21 protein-coding genes are annotated in these 25,438 nt (G+C 43.1%); 17 read left to right on the top strand and 4 right to left on the bottom strand.

Annotated elements, in window-relative coordinates; all coding sequences use genetic code 11:
* From BM210_RS03975 to BM210_RS03910, 14 genes are all read left to right on the top strand, one after another.
* A partial coding sequence (locus tag BM210_RS03975) for an IS3 family transposase (RefSeq protein ID WP_143100988.1) occupies positions 1-296 on the top strand: 296 nt, incomplete at its 5' end.
* A gap of 177 nt (positions 297-473) precedes the next feature.
* Complete coding sequence (locus BM210_RS03970) at positions 474-920, top strand: hypothetical protein (protein ID WP_091164587.1); 447 nt, start codon at positions 474-476, stop codon at positions 918-920.
* A 223-nt stretch (positions 921-1,143) separates the two neighbouring features.
* Entirely contained in the window at positions 1,144-3,492 is a 2,349-nt protein-coding gene (locus tag BM210_RS03965) for a hybrid sensor histidine kinase/response regulator (RefSeq protein WP_091164586.1), read from the top strand.
* Between the two features lie 188 nt (positions 3,493-3,680).
* Positions 3,681-5,780, top strand: a complete 2,100-nt coding sequence (locus BM210_RS03960) for a beta-galactosidase (protein WP_091164583.1) — start codon at positions 3,681-3,683, stop codon at positions 5,778-5,780.
* A 2-nt stretch (positions 5,781-5,782) separates the two neighbouring features.
* Positions 5,783-6,901: a type I phosphomannose isomerase catalytic subunit gene (locus tag BM210_RS03955; RefSeq protein ID WP_091164580.1), complete on the top strand. Its 1,119-nt coding sequence runs from the start codon at positions 5,783-5,785 to the stop codon at positions 6,899-6,901.
* A 460-nt stretch (positions 6,902-7,361) separates the two neighbouring features.
* A complete protein-coding gene (locus BM210_RS03950) occupies positions 7,362-8,246 on the top strand; it encodes a carbohydrate ABC transporter permease (RefSeq protein ID WP_091164578.1) in 885 nt (294 codons plus the stop codon).
* 12 nt (positions 8,247-8,258) lie between these two features.
* On the top strand, positions 8,259-9,083 hold the full coding sequence (locus tag BM210_RS03945) for a carbohydrate ABC transporter permease (RefSeq protein ID WP_091164576.1): 825 nt from the start codon (positions 8,259-8,261) through the stop codon (positions 9,081-9,083).
* 126 nt (positions 9,084-9,209) lie between these two features.
* Positions 9,210-10,547, top strand: coding sequence for an ABC transporter substrate-binding protein (locus tag BM210_RS03940; protein ID WP_091164574.1), 1,338 nt, complete (start codon positions 9,210-9,212; stop codon positions 10,545-10,547).
* A gap of 102 nt (positions 10,548-10,649) precedes the next feature.
* Positions 10,650-12,431, top strand: a complete 1,782-nt coding sequence (locus BM210_RS03935; RefSeq protein WP_091164572.1) for a sensor histidine kinase — start codon at positions 10,650-10,652, stop codon at positions 12,429-12,431.
* A 1-nt stretch (position 12,432) separates the two neighbouring features.
* Positions 12,433-14,058: a response regulator gene (locus tag BM210_RS03930; protein WP_177237616.1), complete on the top strand. Its 1,626-nt coding sequence runs from the start codon at positions 12,433-12,435 to the stop codon at positions 14,056-14,058.
* 526 nt (positions 14,059-14,584) lie between these two features.
* Positions 14,585-15,295, top strand: a complete 711-nt coding sequence (locus tag BM210_RS03925) for an AAA family ATPase (RefSeq protein ID WP_091164567.1) — start codon at positions 14,585-14,587, stop codon at positions 15,293-15,295.
* A 180-nt stretch (positions 15,296-15,475) separates the two neighbouring features.
* On the top strand, positions 15,476-17,776 hold the full coding sequence (locus BM210_RS03920; RefSeq protein WP_177237615.1) for an S-layer homology domain-containing protein: 2,301 nt from the start codon (positions 15,476-15,478) through the stop codon (positions 17,774-17,776).
* 256 nt (positions 17,777-18,032) lie between these two features.
* Positions 18,033-18,863, top strand: a complete 831-nt coding sequence (locus BM210_RS03915; protein ID WP_091164563.1) for a sugar phosphate isomerase/epimerase family protein — start codon at positions 18,033-18,035, stop codon at positions 18,861-18,863.
* Between the two features lie 438 nt (positions 18,864-19,301).
* A complete protein-coding gene (locus BM210_RS03910; RefSeq protein WP_177237614.1) occupies positions 19,302-21,035 on the top strand; it encodes an Ig-like domain repeat protein in 1,734 nt (577 codons plus the stop codon).
* A gap of 102 nt (positions 21,036-21,137) precedes the next feature.
* Here BM210_RS03910 and BM210_RS03905 read toward each other — a convergent pair whose 3' ends face one another.
* Genes BM210_RS03905 through BM210_RS03895 form a run of 3 tightly spaced genes read right to left on the bottom strand, consistent with a single transcriptional unit; the run spans position 21,138 to position 22,762 of the window.
* The gene (locus BM210_RS03905) at positions 21,138-21,848 is read right to left on the bottom strand and encodes an alpha/beta fold hydrolase (RefSeq protein WP_091164747.1); all 711 of its coding nucleotides are present in this window, start codon (positions 21,846-21,848) and stop codon (positions 21,138-21,140) included.
* A 25-nt stretch (positions 21,849-21,873) separates the two neighbouring features.
* Positions 21,874-22,317, bottom strand: a complete 444-nt coding sequence (locus BM210_RS03900) for a pyridoxamine 5'-phosphate oxidase family protein (protein WP_091164558.1) — start codon at positions 22,315-22,317, stop codon at positions 21,874-21,876.
* Between the two features lie 4 nt (positions 22,318-22,321).
* Entirely contained in the window at positions 22,322-22,762 is a 441-nt protein-coding gene (locus BM210_RS03895; protein ID WP_091164555.1) for a MarR family transcriptional regulator, read from the bottom strand.
* A gap of 246 nt (positions 22,763-23,008) precedes the next feature.
* Here BM210_RS03895 and BM210_RS03890 point away from each other — a divergent pair, with 246 nt between their 5' ends.
* From BM210_RS03890 to BM210_RS03880, 3 genes are all read left to right on the top strand, one after another.
* Positions 23,009-23,536: a P-loop nucleotide/nucleoside kinase family protein gene (locus BM210_RS03890; protein ID WP_091164554.1), complete on the top strand. Its 528-nt coding sequence runs from the start codon at positions 23,009-23,011 to the stop codon at positions 23,534-23,536.
* 75 nt (positions 23,537-23,611) lie between these two features.
* On the top strand, positions 23,612-24,187 hold the full coding sequence (locus BM210_RS03885) for a GNAT family N-acetyltransferase (RefSeq protein WP_091164552.1): 576 nt from the start codon (positions 23,612-23,614) through the stop codon (positions 24,185-24,187).
* A 175-nt stretch (positions 24,188-24,362) separates the two neighbouring features.
* Positions 24,363-24,827: a GNAT family N-acetyltransferase gene (locus BM210_RS03880; RefSeq protein ID WP_091164550.1), complete on the top strand. Its 465-nt coding sequence runs from the start codon at positions 24,363-24,365 to the stop codon at positions 24,825-24,827.
* Between the two features lie 97 nt (positions 24,828-24,924).
* Here the strand turns inward: BM210_RS03880 and BM210_RS03875 are convergent, their stop codons facing one another.
* Entirely contained in the window at positions 24,925-25,308 is a 384-nt protein-coding gene (locus BM210_RS03875; protein WP_091164549.1) for a DoxX family protein, read from the bottom strand.
* Positions 25,309-25,438 lie beyond the last annotated feature (130 nt).

Genomic DNA, 25,438 nt, shown 5'->3' with positions numbered 1-25,438 from the left:
CGCCTATGCTTCATAGTGACCGTGGTTTTCAGTACACCTCGATAAGCTTCAAGAAGCTCTTAGAGGGCAAGATCGTACAGAGTATGTCTCGAGTGGGCAGGTGCATTGATAACGGCCCCATGGAATCCTTCTGGGGAACTCTTAAATGCGAGAAGTATTATTTGCGTCGTACCTACCCAACCTTCGAAGAACTTCAAAAGGACATGGATGCGTACATTTATTTTTACAATAACGAGCGTTTGCAGGCAAAACTAAACGGCCTCAGTCCATTAGAATTCAGGACCAAGACCGCTTAACCGATTTTTATTATTTGTTGTGTCTACTTGACGGGGTGCAGTTCACAACAGGAGTCAGCTTGTTTTATTTGCGGTGTGCGGAGAAAATACGGCAGCTGCTTTGTGGATTTCTAGAATTTGTAACTTTAAGTTTGTCCAAATCGTCTAAAGTAATAATACAAAATATCGGAGGCATTTATGCGAAACCTTACAATCGGTACATACTTGTTATTGATTATGCTGATTCTCTCAGCATGTACACATGTCGAAGCTCCTCAGACGCAGAAGGGAACGGCTGCTTCATCCAACAAACTGGAACAAGTGGATACACGTGCTCAGCTATTGAAGGTATATACGGATTTAACGGAGGAATCGGGATGGTCGGTTGCTCCTAAAGGTGTTGGAACCATGACTATTTATGCGGAGGCTGAAAATACAGAAACAGTTCTATTTTGGTTAGTCCCGACAGGGACGGAAACGTGGAGTGAAAGAATACTCATTGGTTACGACAAAGATGGAAGTGATGGCTGGTCTTTAGTATGGGAATTCGGGAATCGGTCACTTCATGATCACATTTATGTTCAGGCGTTGGGAAGTGATAGTTCTACACAAGCTGCTGAGACTATCAATGTGCATTCCCTTTAAAGTTCATCATCCCCCAAAGTCTGCCACTTGGAAAAGGATCATCAGCAAACGATCGAGAATGATAGAATAACAAGGAGGCTGCAGTTGGAACTACCTCAACATGTAGTTTCTTTAAGCTAAGCTTGATCAGAGATTTAGTTTACAAGCAGCTTGATTACACATTATGATAAATGAATATAAATCCGATATAAATAATGAAAATATATACTGGAGTTGAATTTTATTGGATCATGTTCATGGCTCATACGATAGCTTACTAGTGAGTGCTTCTTACATCGTTGCGGTAGTAGCTTCGTATATGGTTCTCGATTTGTCTGGAAGAATTAGCACCTCAACAGGAAAACGTCAATGGTTATGGGTATCATTTGGTGCCGTCGCTATGGGTATGGGGATCTGGTCGATGCATTTCGTCGGGATGCTGGCCTTTTCATTGACCGTTCCGGTCGCGTATGATATCTGGCTTGTTGTACTATCTATGCTGGTAGCTATCATTGCCTCCTTTATTGCCCTAAGTATTGTAGGTCGACAACAAGTAAAACTTCGTCAATTAATCAGTGGCGGGATGCTGCTTGCCGGGGGCATCTCCGCGATGCATTATATTGGGATGGCTGCCATGATGATCGATATTACATATGATCCTTTCTTCTTTTTACTTTCTATCGTCATCGCGATTGTCGCTTCAAACTCTGCATTATTGTTGTCATTTTATTTAGGCAGAGGGAGAGTCTGGAAAAAGCTAGGAAGCGGGTTGATTATGGGAGCCGCGATCGTCGGTATGCATTATACGGGGATGATGGCAGCACATTTTCAATTGGGAGTTAAATCGGCACTGTCCTCTGGTGTTGTACTGGATCAAAAATGGCTAGCTTATTTCATAGCCGTAGGTACTTTATTTACGCTTGGTCTTTCTATACTAGGTATATTTATTTCCAAAAGATTTTCACATAAAGACTCAGAAATCAAAGAGAAAACAGATGAAAATGTCCGAATAAATCAGGAGCTTCGGAAGCTGAATGACCATTTGGAGGAATTGGTAAAGGAACGAACAGCACAGCTTGAGAAAGCCCATGACGAAGCTATTCAGGCGAATCAGATTAAAAGTCAGTTTCTGGCGAACATGAGCCATGAATTGAGAACGCCGCTCAATGCCATCATCGGGTACAGTGAAATGCTGAAGGAAGATGCGGAAGAGCTTGGCGATCCCATGTTCGTGGATGATCTTGGAAAAATCAGCAAGGCAGGAAACCATTTGCTATCACTTATTAATGATATTTTGGATATTTCTAAGATTGAAGCGGGTAAAATGGAGATGTACTTCGAGAACTGCGAGGTAGCAGACCTAGTTCAGGATGTAATGATGACGGTACAACCACTGATAGAAGCCAATCAGAATCAATTGGAAGTTCACTGCGAGAACGGGGAAATGACCATTGATGTGACAAAGCTTCGGCAAATATTGATTAATTTGCTTAGTAATGCAAGTAAATTCACAAAAGAAGGCACGATCACTTTTAAGGGTTACCGGCAAACCAGAAATAACCAGACAGGCTACTGCTTCAGTGTGAAGGATACAGGCATAGGCATAACGCTCGAACAAATGGATAAGCTGTTTCAGCCGTTCACTCAGGCCGATTCTTCCACAACACGTAAATACGGAGGAACGGGTCTTGGACTGGCAATCAGCCAAAGATTCTGCAATATTATGGGTGGCGACATTGAAGTGGACAGCGAGCTCGGGGCTGGAAGTACCTTTATTTGCTGGCTGCCGATCTCTCCTCCTCGGCAGGAGTCCGATCAGGCGCATCCAGTCGTCTATCAGGAACACGTAGAAGAAACAAGTAAGGTCAGCATTCTGCTGATCGATGACGAGAATTTCAATCAGGAATTGATGACTCGCTACCTCTCGAAAGAGGGCTGGACCCTGGCATTTGCCGAAACTGGACAAGAGGGAGTTTTAATGGCGAAGCAGCTGCGCCCGAAAGTGATTTGTCTCGATATCCTCATGCCGAACATGGATGGCTGGAGCGTACTGGCTGCACTCAAGAGTGACCCAGAGCTGCGGGATATTCCCGTTGTCATCTGGTCAATGACAAGTGATAAGTACTTGGGTTATGAGCTTGGCGCATCCGAATTTCTGATGAAGCCCGTACAGCGGGACCGTTTGATTGAGGTGATGGATAAATATATCTCGAATCGGAACGACCACACAATTCTGGTGATCGAGGATGACGCGACAACAAGTGAATTAATGACAAGAATGCTGCACAAAGAGGGTTACTCTGTTGCTAAGGCAGTAAATGGTCGGATCGCCCTGGATTATATGGAGCGGAATATACCGGAACTGATTCTGCTTGACTTGATGATGCCAGAGATGGATGGCTTTCAATTCCTTGCCGAGCTGCGTAAACAGGAGAGGTGGAGTGATATCCCCGTTGTTGTCGTAACAGCCAAGACTATTACGTCGGAGGATCAATCGAAGCTGAAGGGTTATGTATCGAATGTTATTCAAAAAGGTTCATATGATCACAAGCTGTTAATGGAAGAAATCCGCAAGTTCATGACAAAGGATTGAATAAGAGAGTTGTAATTAGAACCGAAAGCATATTAGGCTTTTGGTTTTTTTGTACTGCTGCACCAGCAGGAGGATTTTGAAAAAGTATAAATTTTTTTGATTTGGTCATGTTCCTTTCTTATAATGAAGCCTCCAAATATTTATAATTAGAAGATGACTATGAATATAAAGGTAGGGAGAACACGATAATGAAATCTTTTCCATACGGTTCGGTGCTCAAGGTACAGCGTGAGTTTACGCTTGAAACGATCAAAAAGAAATTGGACAGTATGAGTGAATGCGGTATGAACTTTGTTGTCATTTGGCCTGCCGTTTTTTGGTGGGAAAATAAGGCCAATGCCAACTATCCTTTTCAGACGGGGATAGAGATTCTCAAGCATGCGGAGCAAATCGGCATGAAGGTTATTATGGAGCTGGCCGGTCAAATCACCGCTCTGGAGTACGCGCCCGATTTTCTTATGAGAGAAGAGTATTATGCTACAAAAGCGAATGGAACCGTGGATAACGATAAAATTATATTCGATTATTTAAACTACAACCATCCCGAAGTCAAGCAGCTGGTCAAGAAAAATTATACCGATGTCGCCAATGCTTATAAAGGATATGCAGCTTTATACGGATACGATATTCTTAATGAGACGATGTTTACCTCGTATGATCGCTATACGCTGCAGCTGTTCCGCAGCTGGCTTGAAGACAAATACGGTACGATTGATCGGTTAAATGAAGTATGGGACCGTTCCTACTATGATTGGCAGCAAATTGAGTTTACGTATTGGTTGTGGGCCAGTGTAATGCCATTTGTCGATTGGGAGCAATTCCGTAAGGCTAACGTGGGTATGATTTTGAATGAGTGGAAAGGCTACGTGAAAGCAGTGGACCCGGATCACCCGACGATTGCCGATAATATCAATTCCATGATTGCTACGGACAATTTTTACACCAGACCTCATGATGACTGGAATGTTGCAGAGAATGTAGACGAATATGGGATCTCGTTCTATCCAAAGGAAAATTTGGTGGGTCAGCCGCATTATAAGCGCTGGGAAACGTTTGTCGGTGTGCATTCTGCAACGAAAACAGGCCGTTTCTGGATTTCCGAGCTGCAAAGCCACCACCGCAACATGTTTAATCCAAACAGTATCGTATATCCTTACGAGCTTAAATGGTGGAATTGGGAAGCTATTTCTCACGGAGCCAAGGGGATGATTTATTGGAAATGGGATCCATTCATCAAAGGCATTCAAACAGCTGGCCGGGGATTAGTTGATACGCAGGGTGGGTTTACTCCAAGAGCGCATGCGGCTGCTGAGATCGCCAACATTCTTGAAACGCATGCCCGAGAATTCACATCCTATGAGCCTGAGCAACCGCGTGTAGCGATTTTGTACGATAAGCTGACGCATGATTTTACTAAAGCCTTTACGCTTACCGTTCCCAAAGAAACGAATATTTATATTAACTCCATTGCCGGTTTATATGAATGCTTGTGGGAGCTCAATATTCCTGCTAAATTCATTACTCCTGACGATGTGAAAAGTGGAAAAGTAAACGAGTTCCAAACCTTGTTCCTAACAAATCAGCTTGCGATTGGGCCTGAGCTTGCGGACGCTATCAAGCAGTTTGCAGAGCAGGGGGGTACGGTTATCGCGGACGGCAAATTTGGCGAAATACGTGAAGATAGTATCCTGAATGAGGATTTGCCAGGCGGGGAGCTGAATACTGAGCTTGGCTACCGTTTCGTGGATATTGATCCGCTTAACCTTCAAATTACACTTGAAGCAGACGGAGATAAGGCACAGACGAGTATTCCCGGTTACTTTGAACGAAAAATTCTCAGTATGGGTCAATCGCAAGCGGAGGTATGGGGCAGCTTCTCGGACCATAATCCTGCTGTGCTGTGTTCACCGATAGGACAAGGTCGCATTATTTATATTTCCACAATGCTTTGGTATGGTTATCATATGGAACCCAACCCGGATGTGTTGAAGTGGGTTCAGCAGCTGGATGCCAAATACTCCCTTGCACTGCATTCCGCGATAGACTCCAGATTGAAATTGTGTACATTACGAGGAGAAGACGGGCTCTTGTTGTTCGTTTTCAACTACACGGATGAAGCCGTACAATCGGAAGTGGTATTGAACGGAATCGGTTCCAAGCTGGAGTCAGCTGCAGACATCACTCACGGAAGCGACACGGTTGTAAGTCAACAGCAGGATCAGGTAGTATTACAAGTAGCTATACCAAGCAAAGATGTCGCTATTTATAAGCTTTCATGGAGGGGATAAGGATGTCCGATTCGAATTTCGGTAAATTAGCTTCGCAGCCAATCCTGCTGCAAGCCAATCGGGTATGGCGCACCTATTCGGGCGGCAAGCTCATTGATCAGTGGCAGGGCAATGGTCATCCAGAAGACAGCAGCTTTCCGGAGGAGTGGGTAGCTTCGGTAGTGAAAGCTACGAATGTCGGACGCGAGCATATCCAGGATGAGGGGTTAAGCAAAATCAAGCTTACCGATGGCACGGAAGTTACCTTGCAGGAAGTCATCGAGTTCGATCCTGAGGCGTTTCTGGGAAAAAAACATGTTGAAAAGCATGGGTCTCACACGGCTGTATTGGTCAAATTGCTGGATTCCAGCGAGCGGCTGACGATTCAAGTACACCCGGACCGTGAGTTTGCGAAATCGATGTTCAATTCCCAGTTCGGAAAGACGGAAGCCTGGTATGTGATTGGTGGCAGACAAATCGATGGGGAAGAGCCTTATGTTTTATTTGGCTTCAAGCCTGGGGTGACGGCAGAGAAATGGAAAGAACTGTTTGATCGGCAGGATATTCCCGGTATGATCGATGCCCTGCACCGGATTCCGGTGCGTGAGGGTGAGGTCTATCTTGTAGAAGGTGGAGTCCCTCACGCTATTGGCATTGGCTGCTTCCTTATTGAAATTCAGGAGCCTACAGATTACACTCTGCGTACGGAGAAAGTAACTCCAAGAGGCAATATCGTTCCAGATCAAGCTTGCCATCAAGGCTTGGGCTTCGATACCATGCTTGATTGCTTTCATTATGACGCTTATACGCTGGAGCAAATTAAAAGCAAATGGTTTATTGACCCAAGCAAGCTTCAGGAAACAGCCGGAGGCAGCTTGACCGCACTAATTAAAGAAACAGATACAGACCGATTCACAATGAACCGTTTGACAGTCGTTTCGGATTATTCGATCGATACCGCTGGAACATTTGCAATAGCCATTGTTGTAAAAGGAAAAGGCAAGCTAATCTGGGGAACGGAAGAAATCAGCATTACGAAGGGACATACATTTTTTCTGCCGGCATCCTTGCTCTCCATGAAATGGCTCAGCTTGGATGAAGAACCCTTAGAGGTCATTCTTTGCCATCCTCCCAAGCCATGATTTACTATTAAAGCTATTAAAGCGCCAAAGCTCTCCTGGATGTTTCAGGAGGGCTTTTTGATTTGACATGAATACCGACTAATCGACCAGTAAGTAAGGAAGTAAGTAGTAGCATAAGTTTCAGAGTAGATCAGAGAGGGAGGATTGGGTATGGGGTGGAGGAACGTCAGTGTTCGCCTTTGAAGCTCGTGTTCCAACCACTGCAAGCCACCATTCAAGGAATATGAGCTTCAACAGCGACCGGAGCCCCATTCCCAACTCCCTCCCCACGCACAACTGTATGGGTGTAGACATGGACCGTCCGATGATTTCAAGGACGGTTTTTCTTACACCTTCGAAAGGCTTAACCCAAAAAGTATAAATTTTTTCAAACCAGTCATATTCAAAGCTTATGGACAAAGGCGTGGTTCCGTATACTTAAGTCAATGAACATCAATTAAGAAAGGAAAGGCTGAAGTCCATGAAAAAAAACAATGTCTCCGAAACAATAACGGGTTATATATTTATTGGCCCATTAGCCATAGGCCTGCTTGTTCTGACACTAATTCCAATCATCATCTCCATCCTGTTGAGCTTTACAAGCTGGAGTCTAGTTCAAGGGTTACATGGGATTCAATTTGTTGGATTGAAAAATTTTGTCCTCTTGTTCCATGATCCAGTATTTCTTAAATCGCTGAGCAATAATTTCATTTTTATTCTTGTGGTCCCGGTGACGATGATTAGTGCCATTCTCCTTGCTGTCATTATTAACAAAAATGTATATTGGAAAGACTTGTTCAAAGTTATTTATTTCATGCCTTATATTTCAAGTATTGTAGCGGTGGCTATTGTATGCCAGGTACTCTTTCATCCGGAGTATGGACCGATTAATGAGACGTTGAAAGCTATCGGAATAGCCAATCCGCCTAAGTGGCTTGCCGATCCCCAATTTTCGCTGCTTACGATTATGGGAATCACGGTATGGACCGGGATTGGGTATAATCTGATTATTTATTTGGCAGGCTTGCAAAGCATTCCGAAGGATTTGTATGAAGCGGCCGATATCGATGGGGCTAACTCCGTGGTGAAGTTTTTCAAAATCACGCTGCCATTGTTATCGCCAACGACCTTTTTCCTATTGGTCACGGGAATCATCGGCTCTTTTAAAGTGTTTGATATTATTGTTGTTTTGACTGGCGGAGGCCCATCCGATTCCTCTTCCATGATGGTGTTTTACTTATATCAGCAAGCTTTCATCAATTTGAAGACAGGTTACGCATCAGCGGTATCGGTTGTTCTTCTCATCTGTGTATTGATCATCACTTTGATTCAATTTTTCGCCCAGAAAAAATGGGTCAATTATTAGGAGGTTCGCTGCATGAATCTTAGTATACGAAAAACCAGCATTACCTTTATGATGTTGCTTGTAGGAATCTTGTTTTTGTTTCCATTCTTTTGGATGATTTCGGCTTCATTTAAACAGGAAACAGAAGTGTTCAACTTTCCGATCGAATGGATTCCGACACATTGGAACGCTGTGCAAAATTACACGCAGGTGTGGTTAAAAACCCCGTTCGCTCAATACTATGGGAACTCCATCTTCGTGTCCGTGGCAACGACAGCTTTATCGGTTTTTATTTCATGCATGGCTGCTTATGGATTCACCAAAGTCCATTTCAAAGGAAGAGAAGTCATTTTTCTTATTTTGTTAGTCGTTTATATGATCCCGCATCAAGCCATACTGGTACCACAATTTATTATTTTTCGGTGGTTAGGCTTGTACGATACGCACATGGGGCTCATATTTTTGAATTGCTTCAGCGTATTGGGAACTTTTTTACTTCGTCAAGCCTTTTTAAGCATTAATGATGAATTCATAGAATCCGCCAGAATGGACGGAGCCGGCCATTTTCGTATCTTTACCTCTGTCATTGTACCTTTGGTAAAGCCGGTCGTGGCAACTTATGCGATATTAAGATTCATTTGGACATGGAACGATTATCAGAACCCGTTAATTTTTATCAATTCCAAGCATCTGTTTACTCTGCAGTTAGGTATTCAATCGTTCGGTAATGAAAACGGTCAATTTTATTCGTTGGTAATGGCCGGAGCGGTATCGGCGATCCTGCCCCTGCTGATTGTGTTCATACTTGGACAAAAGCATGTTATTGAAGGTATTTCTGCAGGCGGAGTAAAGGGATAAGCGTACTTAAGTATAAATATTTACAAACAGGATAAAATTGTTGCTTATGTCGATATTTTCCCGAAGTCTATAATGAAGTTACCGCTTGATCATAAAATATTATTATATTAAAGGGGACTATTGGAAATGAAAAAGACATTTGCCTTGCTGCTTACCAGTACCATGATGATCTCGCTATTAGCAGGCTGTGGAGATAAGCCTAAAGAAGAAAAGGCTGCATCAGGCTCTACCGATACGAAACAGGTAAACCTTAAGGTTTACACCTGGTTGTCCGAAGAAACGGCACATTGGAGTAAAATTATGCCGGAATTCAATAAAGAATATCCGAACATCAAGGTCGATGTGAACATTCTCTCCACGAAAGACGACGCTCATGAGGCTATGAAAAAGCTGGATTTGGCTGCTGCTTCCGGTCAACAAATGGACGTAGTGATGTTGAATGACTCAACTGGATATACACAACGTGTAAATGCAGGAATGCTGGCTCCGTTAGATGATTTCTTGAAAACAGACGGAATTGTATATGACAGCGAATACAAGGCTACAACCCAAATTAACGGTAAATATTACGCGCTTCCAGGAAGATTGTTAACTTGGTTCGTCATGTTAAATAAGCAAAAGCTCGATGAAGCAGGGCTTGCAGTTCCTAAAGAATGGACCTGGGATGAATTCATGGATTATTCCAAGAAGCTGACCAAAGGCGAAGGCCCGTCCAAGCAGTACGGTACTTATTTCCACAATTGGATGCAGTACATTACACTGGCAAACGTGAACAATCCGATTAACAACCGTATAGTAACTTCGGATGGCAAGGTTGAGATTAATAACGACCGCATTCGTAAATCGCTTCAAATAGCAAATCAAGTGCAAAACGTGGACAAATCAGCTCATTCGTATGCAGATGTGATCTCGCAAAAGTTAACATACCGGAATGAATACTTTGGTGGGAAAGCGGCGATCATACCGACCGGAAATTGGATGATTACGGAAGCGGCAGGCAGTGAAACGATCCCTGCAAAATTTGTATCCGTGTTTGCTCCATATCCGAAATTTTCCAAAGACGATCCAAACGGCCAGACATTGGCTACCATTGATTATATTGGTGTAGCTGCGAGCTCCAAGAATCCGAAAGAAGCTTATCAATTTACCCGTTGGTTTACGACCAAAGGCATCCTGGCTTCAGAGGCTATGATCTCATCATGGACGAAAGCTGATTTAAACAAAATGATCGATGGATTGATCAAAACGGGCAAAAATCCGGAAATGGTCGATAAAGCATCGTTGGAATATGTGATGAACATTTCTCAGCCGGTTAAGATTGTTGCTCCACCAGCCTATATCAGCGACGCGGAAAAGCGTTATACCTCGGAAGTTGAAAAGTTCTTGTTGGACAAGGTGGAATTGGATACAACCATTAAAAATGCAGAAAAAGCTGTAACCGATGTGGTTAACACGAATAAATAATAAGCTGCTTTCTATGATACAATAGTTTTGCCAGACAATAATAAGCCGTGGAGAGTCTTTTACTCTTCACGGTTATCCTGTTTTACAAAAGAAGGGATACAATTGAACCGATTATTTAAAAAGCTGTCCAAATTGTCTCTGCGACAAAAAATTATGTTCTCTATTATCGCATGTTTAATCGCGCCTCCGATAATCGCTATCCAAGTATCCGATTATTTTACAAGAGATGTACTGCGTGAACAGGCTGCCACGAATGCTCAGGAATCCTTGGATGTCGCAAATTTATATGTTTCAGACCTGATGAACTCCATGATTTACATGACCAATAACATTCAATTCGACAATGAAACCGCAACCGTCATGAAAAAGCTGGGGCAACAGCCGTTAGATCCGGCTTTAATCGTGATGGAAGGTAAATATATAACGAACAAACTGGAGACTTTGGTTTTTTCAAAGGATCATATGTATATATCGGTCCTGCTGCCCAATGGGGCCTACTTTACGAACTATTCGGGATCAGAATTTAATCCTCAGCAATTTCGTTCCGAACCGTGGTTTACAAAGCTGGACCAAATGACTGAATATGATATTCACTGGGTTGGCACGCACCCGAACTATATTGGTTCCAGAACTAAAGTAAGCCCATATGTGGTAACGATGGCAAGAGTGTTAAAGACCGGCGGCTCCAAACCGTATGCTTATGTTATTTTGAGTGCGGAAGAGCAGATGATTAGTGACTTTTTCAACAAATATGCCCCAACGCAAAAAATGATGCTGACAGATTCAACTGGCACCATTCTTGCAAGCACAGACAACCAGCAAATTGGAACGGTATTTTCACAGATGGAAGCTAATGATCAATCGAAAACCAAATTTTTATTGATGGACAAACAGGAATATATATTATTAAATGAACCGCTCCCTATATCAGGATGGCATCTGATCAGTCTTGTATCTTACCAAACTGCGATTGAAAAGATACAAAATATTCGAAAAAACGATTATTGGGCCCAATTTATTTTTTTGATTATTTTTATTGTGTTCCTGTTTTGGATTATCAACAGAATTACGAAACCACTTGTTGTATTAGCCAGGGTTGCCTCCAGTGTTAAAGCAGGAACGCTGAATGCGAGAGCAGATATACGGGGCTCAGATGAAATAGGTCGGCTTGGTCAAGTGTTTAACCAGATGCTGGATCGTATTGAACTGATGATAGAACAAATTACAGAGGAGCAAACGCGTAAACGTATGCTGGAATTGGAGCTGCTCCAGGCGCAAATCAATCCGCATTTTTTATTTAACCTGTTAAATTCTATTCGGATGAAAATCAGAATGAGAGGGGATCGGGAAAGTGCCGATCTGATCTCATCGCTCTCCAAATTGCTGCGTATGACGATCAATCGCAATAATGAATTTTTGCCGGTGCATATGGAAGTGGATACGGTTAGACACTATGTGAAGCTGATGAATGTTAGACACAATCAAAAAATTCAGTTTGAGGAATGCGTAGTTTCCAATGTACTGATGGAAAACATCCCTCGATTTACGATTCAGCCTTTTATCGAAAATGCTTTCATTCACGGGTTAAATCAGAAATACGGTCATATCACCTTGTCCATATGGAAAGAGGATACGTATTTGTTCATATCCGTGCAGGATGATGGTGTTGGCATTGGAGAAGAAAAAATGGATGACCTGAAGAAATCATTGAGCCGCGAAGCGAATGACTCCAAGAGCAGAATCAACGGGATCGGATTAAAAAATGTCCATGATCGCTTGGCCTTGATTTATGGTATTTCTTTTCATATGGATATTCAAAGCGATACATTGAGTGGTACAGCAATTACCATCAAACTTCCGCTTCACGTAAAAGGGGATGAATAACTTGTACAAAGTACTGCTGGCAGACGATGATTATCCGGTAATCGAATTTTTGAGACAAGAAATCCCCTGGGAGGAGCTGAACCTGCAATTCATCGGGTATGCTGAGGATGGCTTGTCCGCATTGGCCAAAGCTCAAGAGGAGATGCCGGATATTTTGATTACGGATATTGGCATGCCCGGAATGAATGGTATTGAGCTTATTCAACAGTTGAAGCAGCTTCATCCCAAAATGCGTACAGTCATTCTTTCCTGCCATGATGAATTTCAGTACACTCGCCAAGCAGTTAAGTTAAATGTGCAGGATTATGTGCTGAAGGAATCCATGGAAATTGAAGAGATGGTCGATATTTTGAAGAAGCTTTTGGTTCAAATGAATGAAGAACAGGACGAAACCCGGAGAAACCAAGGGATGATGTTATCCTTTAAGCAAAATCAGGATACGCTGAAGGAGAAGCTGATCAGCAAGCTATTGCATGCTCCGATTTTTGACGAAGCAGAATGGCAGCGGGAGTTTGACAAATTCGGTGTGGATTTATCCGGTAAAAAATATTATTCGGTGATCTGCTACATCAATCAATATGACAAGCAGTTGAAACGGTTTCAGTCGGAAGAAGTGCTTGTATACGCGATTAACAATATTATTGATGAAATTTTGCATGATAATCAGGATGCGGTTTGTTTCCGTTTAGGAGCAAAAGAGCTGCTGCTGCTGTTCGCCGATTCCAGAATGAACGGAAATCAGGTCACGGAATTCGATAAGCTGCCTTTAAAAGATATTCAATCAGCCATTCATAAATTCATTAAAATTGACGTCTCTTTTATTATGGGCGAATCTTACAGCAGCAATGTTAAAGTACTTAAGAGGGAAATTAATGTCTTAATGGAGTTATCGCTTCAACGATTTTATTTGCCTGATCGGGTAGTTACCCGTATGGAACAGTTGATGGCCCCATTTGCTCAGAAAGATATTTTTCAGTACTACTCCGAAGTCTCAGATGCCTTCGGGAAGCTATTACTCGATGAAGCTGTGGAACTGATTGATGATACGATATCTGAATGGTTCCGCTTTTTCATCGAACAGCGATTTCATCCCGAAGAGCTGAAAAGCTTCATCCTTAGGCTGGTCATGGACCAATATGTGAAGGTCAGATCTTCAGCACAATATTTTGATTTTGAAATGTCCAAGGAGCTGCTGCATCAGGCTGTTTTATCTATGGAATCGGTTTATGAACTGGAGGTTTGGCTGAATTTTTTCTGGAAATCGCTGCTCGAATCGATTTCTTCCATGTCCAAACGTTCCAGACGTATGGAAATTATTAAAGCACAAAAATACGTGCTGACTCACCTTGACCAGAAGATCACACTGGAGGAGGTTTCTGAATTGCTGCATTTGAATCCAGCCTATTTCAGCCGTTTGTATAAAAAAGAGACACAGGAAAGCTTTATCGGATATGTCACACGGGTGAAGATGGAGAAGGCTAAACAATGGCTTGAGACGACAAACAAAACGGTAGAGGAAATTTCCGTTCAGCTTGGCTATGAGAATAAAAGCTACTTTAACAAGTGCTTCAAGTCCATTTACAAGCTGCCGCCTTCCTTGATGCAGCAGCAGCTCGGTTTGAAGTAAATCACGTCGATTCTGCATGTGCACCAGCGCGGCGGTCTAGTATATTCTCTCTTGAGCAAGGGTAAGTAATTGGATAAGCATCGCCGTATACCTGAAAGAAAGGTATGTTGCGGTGTTTTTTTGCATGGTCTACGTTGTGATTTCCATAATCGAATTTGAAGCTGCAGCTCCTTATTATATTGATGAATTGTTCTATAAACGTATTATGTCTGAAACGCAGACAACCTTGTGCTAAGATAAATGTATACGCATTAGCCAGGATATTGTCATTCCATAGCTAATAGGGAGAACGTGTACCCCTGGAAAACGATATACCAGGAATTAGATCGAACTCTTTTTCAAAGTGATGGCCGATTTGTGGAAATATTTCAATTATGGGTTCACCCCAAATCATCATGTCATTGAGCTTAATAAAAAAATGGGATATGAAGAGGTTCGGCGCGGTCCAATTTGGGATAAAATCATTCGTGTCCGCCTTATTAAGCATGTGGACTTATCTGATTAAGAAGCATAGGAGTTGAGCGACATGTATTTGCGCAGTCTGGAAATTCTCAGAAATAAGGACCATAACCCGAAAGTGTATCCCTTTACCATACCCGCCATACAAGAGTTGGACTCCCTATCGTTTGAAACTAATGTCACCTTTCTTGTGGGGGAAAATGGCTCGGGCAAGTCTACACTCTTGGAGGCGATTGCCTATCAGTGTGGATTTAACACGGCTGGCGGAGGGAAAAATAACTCTTATGATGTAGATGCTTCCGGGTCTATTCTAGGGGATCATATTCGGCTCTCATGGATGCCCAAAATCACGAATGGATTTTTTCTGCGAGCCGAAACCTTTTACCAGTTTGCCTCACATATGGATACGCTGCCTGAGGGTTTGAAATATTACGGTGGTCGTTCTTTGCACGAGCAATCACATGGAGAGGCGTTTCTTTCTCTTTTTACACATCGCTTTGGAAAAAGGGCGATCTACTTGCTGGATGAGCCGGAAGCGGCTCTATCACCTGCACGACAGCTGGCATTGCTGCGCATTATTAAAGATTTGGAGAATGAAGCTCAGTTCATCATCGCTACTCATTCACCTATTTTACTCGGATATCCGAATGCCCAAATATTGAACTTTGATGTTCAACCTGTAGCGGGGATTCGATATGAGGATACGCTGCATTATATCATTACCAGACGCTTTCTTGAGAACAGGAAGGCTGTTTTAAACGAACTTTTTGACGATTAATCAAAACTTGTATGCCATAACTCACTCCGCGGCAGGCAATCATCGAACAGCCAGAAATACTAAAATAGAGGTCATTTCATCAAAGCTTGGTGCATAATTAAGTAGAAAGCTATATTTATGATTAAGAACGGAAATGCAATGATCAACATAAGGCATACGCAAGAAAGGGGAGAGCTTTCTATGTGGGTGAACCAGCGTTTGATATGCAGTCTAATCGTTCTGTTCATGAGTTTCACGTCCATTACCTTACCTGTCTCCGCTGAAATTAAGGTGGATCCGTTAGTCAATTCAAGCCTGGTACCCAATGTGGGGATCAACCCCGCCATCAAGGATCTAATCATTTTCCAAAACTCAAGCGATGTGCAGTTGAAATGGAAAGCACCGATTCTTGCTGCTATTTTTAGTGGTGCTCCAGCTGTAGGAAAGGACAATACGATCTATGTGGGCTTCACGTTTGTATGGATTTTAAACGTTCAATACGGGGTCTCTGCATTTAATTCGGATGGGGCGAAGCTGTGGACCTTTTTGCTCAATAAGGCCATCTTAACACCTCCAACTGTTGGGCCTGAAGGTACGATTTATACGAGTACCGGCACTAAAGGTAGCTCTGGTGAATTTGTTGCGATCCGTACGGACGGCACAAAGAAATGGGCATTCGCTGCAGGGGATCATATTGAATCTTCTCCTGTATTTGGATCTGACGGCACCATTTATGTGGTGTCCAAAGATGGCATTCTGCATGCCTTGAACCCTAAGGATGGATCGGAAATCTGGTCGCTTGATATGGGAGTGAAATCCCAGGCATTCCTTGCGATTGGTCCCGACGATACGGTGTACGCGGCCAATGGAACTCAATTACTAACTGCTATAAAGCCCAATGGAACGAAGAAATGGGAATTTTCAACGGGCGGAGCTGTAAGCGCAATTCCTGCAATCGGACCTGATGGGACGATCTATGAGGGATCGGCAGATCACAAGCTGTATGCCATACTACCCAGTGGGGCAAAAAAATGGGAATTCAATCAGGGCAGCAGCGTATTCGCTCCTTCGGTAGGACCTGACGGCAGCGTCTATTTTGGATCAGAGGATGCCAAGCTGAATGCCGTACTTCCTGATGGAAAATTGAAATGGCAGTTTGCTTCAGGCGGCTCCAGCAATCCTCCGGTCATTGGCCCGAATGGGATGATATATACACAATCCGTGAGCAATAAGGCTATTTACGCATTAGACCCAGACGGCCACATTCGGTGGCAATATAAAATCGAAACAGAAGCTCCGTTGCCATTGGCAGTAAGAACTGACGGCACATTGATTGATGTATCGACCAATTACCCCAAGGTAAAAGATGTTAATTACGATGATTTAGAACACACTCTCGTTATGTACATATATGCACTTAAGGTTCCTGTGAGTTCGGTAACCTTGAATCAAACATCGCTAAATCTGACAGAGGGGCAAAGCGGCAGTCTCACTGCCACTATTACGCCAAGTCATGCATCCAATGCCAAAGTGACCTGGAAAAGCAGCAATCCCAACATAGCTTCAGTAGACAGTATGGGCAAAGTGAGCGCTCTTATATCGGGTACGGTAACGATCACAGCTAGCTCAGGAGACGGCCCTTTTGCACAGTGTAAAATAACCGTCACTGAACGAACGGATCAAACAATCGATGTTAGCGGCGTAGTTCTGAACAAAACCGCACTTTTCCTTCAAGTCGGTGACAGTGAGACGCTCTCAGCCAAGGTAAACCCAGCTAACGCTTCGAATCAGAACGTAACGTGGATGAGCAGCAGTCCGGGTGTGGCAACGGTGAACCTTAATGGTAAAATAACTGCAATCTCTACGGGCTCGACAGATGTTACCGTCACAACTCAGGACGGGAATTTCGTAGCCAAGAGCAAGGTCGTGGTCATGGCGGGTACGGCAGATGCTGCTTCAGGCGCTAGCCCATTCATCGATATTAAAGAACATTGGGCATTTTCTATGATCATGCGCGCTTATGAGCGTAAAGTGGCCAGTGGCTATCCGGATTTCTCATTTCGGCCAAACGCCAACATCACCCGCTCCGAATTTACCGTGATGCTGATGAACGGTCTAAAGCCTGCGATAGAAGGCTCTACTCTAACGTTCAGCGATACGGATAGTATCGAGGATTGGGCGGCCAAGTCAGTGAAGCAAGCAGTCCAGAAAGGCATCATTAGTGGATACCCTGATGGATCATTCCGGCCAACCGCGAATATTACGCATGCGGAAATGATCTCAATGGTCGTTAAAGGCTTAGGCTTTGCGCTCACGCCCGGAGTAGCTACCGCTTATGCCGATGATGCAGACATTCCCGAATGGGCCAAACCGGCCGCGGCTATTTCAGGCAAGAACAATCTGCTTGGCGGTACTGAGGGTAACAACTTTGCGCCTTCAGCATTGGCTACCCGAGCCGAAGCGGTAACCGCGATAGTTAGGATGCTCGATTTATTACCATAAACCACCTTGGCTTGCATTTCTCCTGGAGGACTCCGTAACAAAAAGGGTGTTATCTTCGGACATCACCCTTTTTGTTATGGGTCAGTCGGGCGAAAGCACGAGCAACCGGACCACTGATCTTTCCTCCCGCACCAGCTGATGGGTAATAAAATTCGCAATTGCCTTGGAAGGAAATATGTGAATTGTGTGGTATTCTATACAGAGAAAGCTGCCCATACCAACTACTAGCACGATTACTATTTTTGGAGGAATTTCGATGAAAATTGCTTTTAATCAAGCAACCACGATGAAAAATTCAACGCTTCAGATCGACCTGGAATATTGCGAGAAATACGGGTACGACCTGATTGAAATTCGTTTGGATAAGTTGAAGGACTACTTAAAGGAAAACACAGTAGAAGATTTGAAAAAATTCTTTGAAAGCAGCAGAATGAAACCGTTCGCATTTAATGCACTTGAATTCATCAGCTTCAGGGATGAAGCTGGCTACCAGCAAATTGTAGAGGATCTACAATTCCTTTGTGATGTTGGCTCTGTTATTAACTGTAAAAAAATTATCGTTGTTCCTACCTTCGACATTGGCGATTACACTCGTCAACAAATCCAAGAGGAAACGGTCAGGGTCCTGCATGATTTGGCAAATCGCGCGCAGCCTTACGGTGTAAGCCTAGCTTTCGAATTCGTTGGTTATCCTAACTGCTCGGTCAATACATTTGGGCAGGCCTATGAAATTGTTCAAGCAGCTAATCGCGACAATGTAGGTGTTGTGCTGGATTGCTTCCATTTCCATGCAATGAACTCCAGGCTTGAAGATCTACGCCAAGCAGATCCTGCCAAAATTTTCGTGTTCCATATTGACGATTGCGAAGATTTGCCTGTAGGGGCTTTGAGGGATCAACATCGTGTATGGCCAGGTCAGGGATGCGTGGACTTAGATGCTATCCTGAGAACGCTTCGTGAGATCGGTTACAGTGATATGGTGTCTGTGGAATTGTTCAGACCGGAGTATTGGGACTGGGATATTGAGAGAACGATTCGGACAGGCAAAGAAACGACAGAGCAAGCTATCCGTAAATATTTTTCCTGAGTGGAAAGTGTATAAATGAAGATAGCATCCGCACAAAGAAAAAGCGCTTAACCTTCACTGCCGTTTGATTAACAACCAATTCAGTATCTGTCCAATCCGATAACTGCTGGCTTTCATATGATACTGAAGGCAAGATGGAGAGAGGAGCAAACATGGGTTTAGGAGCTGGATTGGCTGGAAGTTGCGGTGGATTTGGTTTGGGAACTAGTACTGGTGCTATTCTCGTTCTGTTCATTTTGTTGGCTATTATTAGCCGTGCTTTTATCTAGAATATAAATCACACCGCCTTCAGGTTGATCGAAGGCGGTTTTTTGTCGTTCATTATTTGTTTTCCTATGAGCACTACAATGCGAAGTAAGAAAATATTCCCCTTTTTATTACAACAATACTGTATAATTTAATAGTATGAACCATTTTTATTGTAAAGGGGTCTTTGATATGGTTAGACTTCATGATGTAACCAAACGGATGAAGTTGGTTGGCTTTGTCATACTTTTTTTATTATTGGCTTTTATACATACGGCTCCTATTTTTGCCCAAAATGTAACCACATCGACGATTTCCGGCAGTTCGGCTGCATCGACGTATGGTAATTCAGTGACGTTTACAACAACGGTAACCGATTCTGCATCTGGTGGAACTACACCGAGCGGTATGGTGACGTTTAAAGACGGGACCACTGATATTGGAACCGCGACTTTGTCGAGTACGGCTCCAACCGTTGCTGTTGTTTCAGCAAGCACTGCCCCTTTAATCCCTTCCGATATGAAGGTAACCTGCACTCTAATCGATTGTCCCGTTGTGAAGTGGGGGTACTATACCTATTGGGCCTTTAGCTATATGGATAATCGAGATTCCATGGGAATTGTTGCTTTTGATGCTTCCGGTTCTATCGTAAAACAGTGGGAAAAAACAGGCTCTCGTTATTTATCAAAGATCACGATTGATTCTAGTGCCCGGACGATTACCTTTTGGGGGCAAGACGATGCAACTATCGTAGTTGAATGGGCGAGTCTGGAAAATGCAAATGCGAGTGCAAGCTTCACGATTTCCTCGTTAGCTGTTGGCACTCATTCGATTACGGCTGTATTCTTGGGAGATGACACCCATACAGGGAGTACGTCCTCTGGATTTATTCATAACGTGAATGCCATTTCATCGTCCATTAGCTTGATTTCGAGCAATACCACAGCAACTTATGGTGATTCCGTTACGTTTTCTGCTAAAGTCTCGGCTCCGAGTGGCGGGACTCCATCGGGGTTAATTACTTTCAAGGATGGCAGTCAAACACTGGGTACGAGTCTTTTATCAAACGGAATAGCAACTATTTCTAGCTCTGCATTAAGCCCAGGCAGCCATTTAATAACAGCCGAATATGCAGGCGATACCATCTTTTTAAGCAGTGTTTCAAGCGCTGTTCCCTTGCAAATGAATTTGAGAAGCAACGCGAATCTGAGTGATCTAACGTTGCAAGGAATCTCTTTGAATCCAACTTTCCAAACAGGGGTATTCTCCTACGCAGCTACAGTAAGTAATACGGTTTACGCAATCAATGTACTTACTTCATTAGAAGATTCCACTGCAGATGTAAAAGTAAACAGCCACACGGGCACGCTTTTATCCAACGGACAAATCAGTACACCTATCGACCTCACCGTAGGTACAAATGCCATTCATATTATTGTAACCGCACAGAATGGGGTGGCACAAACCAGCTATACGGTAGTGGTGACACGTGCAGGATCGGACAACACGGAGCTTAATGCATTGACGATAAGCGGCGGAGTATTGAATCCGACCTTCAGCAGCGGGATTTTGGCTTACACCTCAACGGTGTCTAATAGCGTCTATAGTGTTACGGTAACACCTACGGCATCAGGCAGTGATTCAAAGGTAAAAGTGAACGGCATCGACGTGTCCCAAGGCCAAGCGAGCAGTTCTATTCATCTTGATGTCGGGAGCAACCTGATTACCGTTGAGGTAACTGCTCAAGACGGTGTGAACAAAAGGACTTACTCCATCCTTGTCATGCGTTCCTCTGGAGAGCGATTGGGTGTCACTCAAGCTTTTTTGAAAATTTCCTCGATGTATGACAGTAATCATGATGGGAAGTTCGATGCTGATGATGTTAGAGAGATATTGCTTCAGATCGAACCTTTGTTTATAAAATGAGCAATCTATCAATGCCCACCTAAGTGAAAACCAAATAGGTGGGCTTATCGTCTTCGATTTCCTACCTACATATTGAATTGTATTGAAAAGATGAAGAAAATCTTACCGTAGAGTATGGTTTTCTATGAATTGCAAGATGGTATCATTTACAAATACCGGATTTTCCCTAATCATATGAGGTCTGTGGCTGCAGCCTGGGACTACAACATAACGAGAGTTAGGAATAAGGGTGGATACCCGCTTAAGATCCTCCTCAGGGGCGAACTCGTCATACTGTCCAGCAATAAACAAAGCAGGGCAGCGGATGCTGCTTAATTGCTCGTTGCTAAGCTGCGGGTACACTCGCCAATCCTTTACTTTTTGCCGCAGGAATTGCTGCCAATCTCCTCGATGTGCTTCCAGATGTCTTTCTTTCATCAAATTGATAAAATCATGGCGATCGTTTTGTAAAAGCCATTCGGGTTCAAATTCCTCAGATCCCATGGAGGCGACAAAGCCACTTTGACCAATTGAAGTCAACGATGCCATTCTTTGAGGATGATTGACCGCACAATAAAGCGCAACTCCCCCTCCCATACCATATCCAATAACATGTGCTTTGGAAATCTGTAGTTGGTCCATAAATGTAATCATATCCTCGGCATGCTGTGGAGTACTCCATTCGAGGCTGTGACTCCTCGTTCGACCGTGTCCTCGGAAATCTGGGAAATAACACGTATATTTGCTTTGAAAATCAAGTATTTGACTAGCAAAAGCTAAGATCCCCCGCGAAAAGCCACTATGTAAAAACAACACCGGGTCCCCGACGCCCATTTGTTCATAATACATTTCCAAGTTGTTACACTGTAGATGTGGCAATCTGTCTCAACTCCTCGATTGTAAATATGTGCTTTTCCAAATTGAAGTAGTAGTTTCCAAGCTTTGAAGTAAACTCGAATACACAATAGTCTGGATCATCAACACCAAGTGAGTAATACTTCTCAGCACCGTCTACCCAAAGCATTTCTCTGCTATCGCGATCCAGGCAAACTTTCATTTCTCCAATAAGCATAAGTCCATTATTTTTGCCAACAAAATAAAGGCTTGCCTTTGAATTTTTCGAAAATTGCTGTGCACGTATAGAAGAAGTGTTAGTAGAGAACCAGAACTTATTCAATCCGTCATGTTTCATCTTGAACATCTGCTTTGAGTTCGGATAGCCGTCCTCATCAATAGAACTGACTATAATGGTGCGTACATCCTTTACTAAAGCCATCATTTGATTATGCGTAGTAGGATCCATAAGTTTACTCCTCATATTCTTTTAGGTTATGGAGCACTTTCACGAGCATTGTGTCCAGCTGCTTCATTTCCTCATCCGAAAATCCTTTGTAGAACAGCTGGTTCATCTGGTCGGAGACTACATCGTAGCTATTACTAAGCAACTTAGCTTTATCAGTTAACGTAATTAAGGTTTGTCTGCGATCCTTAGGATCATGATTACGTTGAATGTGACCCTGTTCAGCCATTCGATCAAGCATGCTGGTAAGTGTAGTTTTGGCAAGTGATGTTTTTTCTCCGAGCTCGCTTATTGGCAAATTATCCTTCTGCCAAAGCACGAACAAGATACGACCTTGAGCACCATTGAAGTCCTCGATGTCATTATCTTTTAACAGCTTCTCAAATATTCTGCTGCCCAGTTGTTTAATCTGAGAGATATAAAAGCCTCCACGTGTATCTCTATTCATTTGCACCATCCTTACGATACTATATAGAATAATACCATATAGTACCAAAAGTCAAGTTTATTCACTCATCCGCACCACCTACCAAGTACTGCTGCAAGCTGACCCTGATGGTCCGGCTGATTTACTTCAGAGGGAAGGTTGCGTTACCATTCATTCTGTTGATTATAGGCAAACTTTCCCTTTTCCTCACATGATTGTGTATATAACATGGAGTTATACGAAATATCAGAGGGGGGACAAGCTTTGATGCAAAAGTTACCTTTATTTATTGTCACAGGAGCTAGTGGTGTTGGGAAAACAACGGTTATGCAGGAGCTACGAGTTCTACTGCCAGATTTTGATGTATTCAGTACGGATAATGATAATTTTGGAACAACTGCTTCAAAGCTGGAATACCAAGATCGATTTAACTTATTGCTTCATTTTGCTAACTCTGTTGCCAAATCCGGAAGAGGAACGATTATTTGCGGCACATTTATGCCATGGGATGCCCAGAAATGTGATACCTACAATAATTTCAGTGAGCTCTGCTTTATTAACTTGCATTGCGATGACACAACCCGAAATAATCGTCTTCGTAACCGTGAGGATAAAGATACTTGGACGGATGAAATGCTTGCATCTCATGAAGAATTCGCCCAGTGGCTCCTTAACAACGCAAAGACCGCATACAATCCACCGATGCCTACAATCGACACTACTTCCACGCCACCATCCGAAGTAGCTGAGCATATAAAAAGATATGTCATCCTAAAGTGGAAACAGACTATATAAGATGAACAAGAGAGTTACACAGCCCCTGCTTGCCGTCATGCGGTTTAGTTCATCAGGTATAGGAGGAAAATCCAGATGCACTCAGAATTATCTGTGATGCGCTTAGAAACAGAACGGCTAGTTATCCGTCCTTACATAGAAAGTGATTTAATGGAATCGTTTGAACTTATGCAGAATCCAGAGTTATTTAGATACATGGATTTAAGCGTCTTACCGCTTGAAGCTTATAAAGGGTTGTTCAATTGGTTGATGAATAGCTACAATACACCTTTTGATAAGTCGTTCAAGTATTCGTTTGCGATTCGAAGCAAAGGGACAGGCGCTTTTATCGGCTGGTGTGGTGTAGGTGTACTTGATTTTAGTGCGCCTGATAAAGAATTGTATTATTTGATTGGACGCGACTATTGGGGCAACGGCTATGCAACTGAAGCAGCTAACGCTATGTCAGCTTACGCTTTCGATATAATCGGACTAGACCGATTATACGCCAAAGCAGATATTCGGAATGCGGCGTCGCTGAGAATCTTTGAGAAGCTCGGCTTTGTATTTGACCGCGTGCTGAGCGGATTGACAGGAGATTACAAAGACTGCAACGGTGAACTGTTACATGTGCTTACAAAGGAACGGTTTATCGAGCGTAAAGTTATTTGATTTATAAAATCGTGTAAAAGCAGGTTCATTACAAAAAAAGGATTGCTTTGGAGTTACACCCCGTTTCATAATACAGGGCTAACTACTATAAGCAATCCTTTGCGTTTTAGGGAGTCTAGATTTTTATGGGTAATTATGTAAAAATATTATTAAGCTTATACGGAAGGGTGAGATTATGGGTATTGAATTGCAAAAGGTTAATCAGCTACCTACTCAACCATTATTATCCTTGGTTGAAGAAAGCACGAATGAGGGTTTTCGTCATCTTAAACGGTTAGTATCTGATTATGAAAGTGGACACAACAAATTCGATAAACTTGGGGAAGCACTCTTTGTTGCCTATCATCATAACGATATCGTTGGAGTTTGCGGATTAAATCAAGATCCCTATGTTACTGAGGGAAAAGTCGGCCGTGTTCGTCGACTCTATGTTTCTCCCAAATTTCGTCGTTCTGGTGTTGGACGATTATTGATGGATGCTGTTATTGTAGAGGCTAGAAAGTACTATTACAGGCTTGTACTCAGAACGGATAATTTTGCAGCCGATATATTTTATCGATTATTGGGTTTTTCAGTTGATTTAGAATCGACCCATAATAGCCATGTTCTCCATTTAAGTGATATCCATAAAAATACTTAATAAGTGATACGACTCTTATGAGGTTGCAATCAGCATAGACATATAATCCTTGAAACAGTTCCCAAGATTGATGAGCTTAATGTCAGTGAGTCAGTTCTTATCGAGCCATGAGCTTGCGGCTCGGCGGGCGTAGCGCCCACGATGCGATGACCAGTGCGAGAAAAACTAGCGGCTGGGCGATAAGAGATATACCATCACCTGAGAAGGCATGAGATGCAGCCGCACCGGTGAGATCGAAGAAAAACCCCGCATAGGCCCATTCCTTCAAACGCGGAAAGCGCGGGATCACAATAGCAATCACACCCAGAAGCTTCCAGACGCCCAGAATGGTGGCTATGTAGATCGGATAACCTAGCTGGTTCATTACCGCCACTTGCTGATCTCCATGACTTACGAACAGGAAACCGCCTATGACGAAGCTCGCCGGACCGAATAGGGTTGTTATCCAGTATAAGATCGTTTTCATTTTTCCGCTTTTCATTGTGTGATCTCCTTTTTGCGTATTTATTTTTTTCAATCCTATAACCTAATTGTAGCATGAAACATATGTTTGGGTTTCTTATGGATTGCTATTATGATTTCACTCAAATTGAAATAACCGAAGGGTGCTG

Origin of the sequence: Paenibacillus sp. 1_12, from assembly GCF_900114475.1 — a bacterium.
Taxonomy (GTDB): domain Bacteria; phylum Bacillota; class Bacilli; order Paenibacillales; family NBRC-103111; genus Paenibacillus_S.
Note: the sequence above shows the minus strand (reverse complement) of the source record. Positions and strands in the feature narration are given on the sequence as shown.

Bases quoted from the DNA above. Each gene is read 5' to 3' on its own strand.
- BM210_RS03970 (WP_091164587.1), top strand. From the start codon at position 474: ATGCGAAACCTTACAATCGGTACATACTTGTTATTGATTATGCTGATT.
- BM210_RS03960 (WP_091164583.1), top strand. From the start codon at position 3,681: ATGAAATCTTTTCCATACGGTTCGGTGCTCAAGGTACAGCGTGAGTTT.
- BM210_RS03955 (WP_091164580.1), top strand. From the start codon at position 5,783: ATGTCCGATTCGAATTTCGGTAAATTAGCTTCGCAGCCAATCCTGCTG.
- BM210_RS03950 (WP_091164578.1), top strand. From the start codon at position 7,362: ATGAAAAAAAACAATGTCTCCGAAACAATAACGGGTTATATATTTATT.
- BM210_RS03945 (WP_091164576.1), top strand. From the start codon at position 8,259: ATGAATCTTAGTATACGAAAAACCAGCATTACCTTTATGATGTTGCTT.
- BM210_RS03940 (WP_091164574.1), top strand. From the start codon at position 9,210: ATGAAAAAGACATTTGCCTTGCTGCTTACCAGTACCATGATGATCTCG.
- BM210_RS03925 (WP_091164567.1), top strand. From the start codon at position 14,585: ATGTATTTGCGCAGTCTGGAAATTCTCAGAAATAAGGACCATAACCCG.
- BM210_RS03920 (WP_177237615.1), top strand. From the start codon at position 15,476: ATGTGGGTGAACCAGCGTTTGATATGCAGTCTAATCGTTCTGTTCATG.
- BM210_RS03915 (WP_091164563.1), top strand. From the start codon at position 18,033: ATGAAAATTGCTTTTAATCAAGCAACCACGATGAAAAATTCAACGCTT.
- BM210_RS03910 (WP_177237614.1), top strand. From the start codon at position 19,302: ATGGTTAGACTTCATGATGTAACCAAACGGATGAAGTTGGTTGGCTTT.
- BM210_RS03905 (WP_091164747.1), bottom strand. From the start codon at position 21,848: ATGGGCGTCGGGGACCCGGTGTTGTTTTTACATAGTGGCTTTTCGCGG.
- BM210_RS03900 (WP_091164558.1), bottom strand. From the start codon at position 22,317: ATGGATCCTACTACGCATAATCAAATGATGGCTTTAGTAAAGGATGTA.
- BM210_RS03895 (WP_091164555.1), bottom strand. From the start codon at position 22,762: ATGAATAGAGATACACGTGGAGGCTTTTATATCTCTCAGATTAAACAA.
- BM210_RS03890 (WP_091164554.1), top strand. From the start codon at position 23,009: ATGCAAAAGTTACCTTTATTTATTGTCACAGGAGCTAGTGGTGTTGGG.
- BM210_RS03885 (WP_091164552.1), top strand. From the start codon at position 23,612: ATGCACTCAGAATTATCTGTGATGCGCTTAGAAACAGAACGGCTAGTT.
- BM210_RS03880 (WP_091164550.1), top strand. From the start codon at position 24,363: ATGGGTATTGAATTGCAAAAGGTTAATCAGCTACCTACTCAACCATTA.
- BM210_RS03875 (WP_091164549.1), bottom strand. From the start codon at position 25,308: ATGAAAAGCGGAAAAATGAAAACGATCTTATACTGGATAACAACCCTA.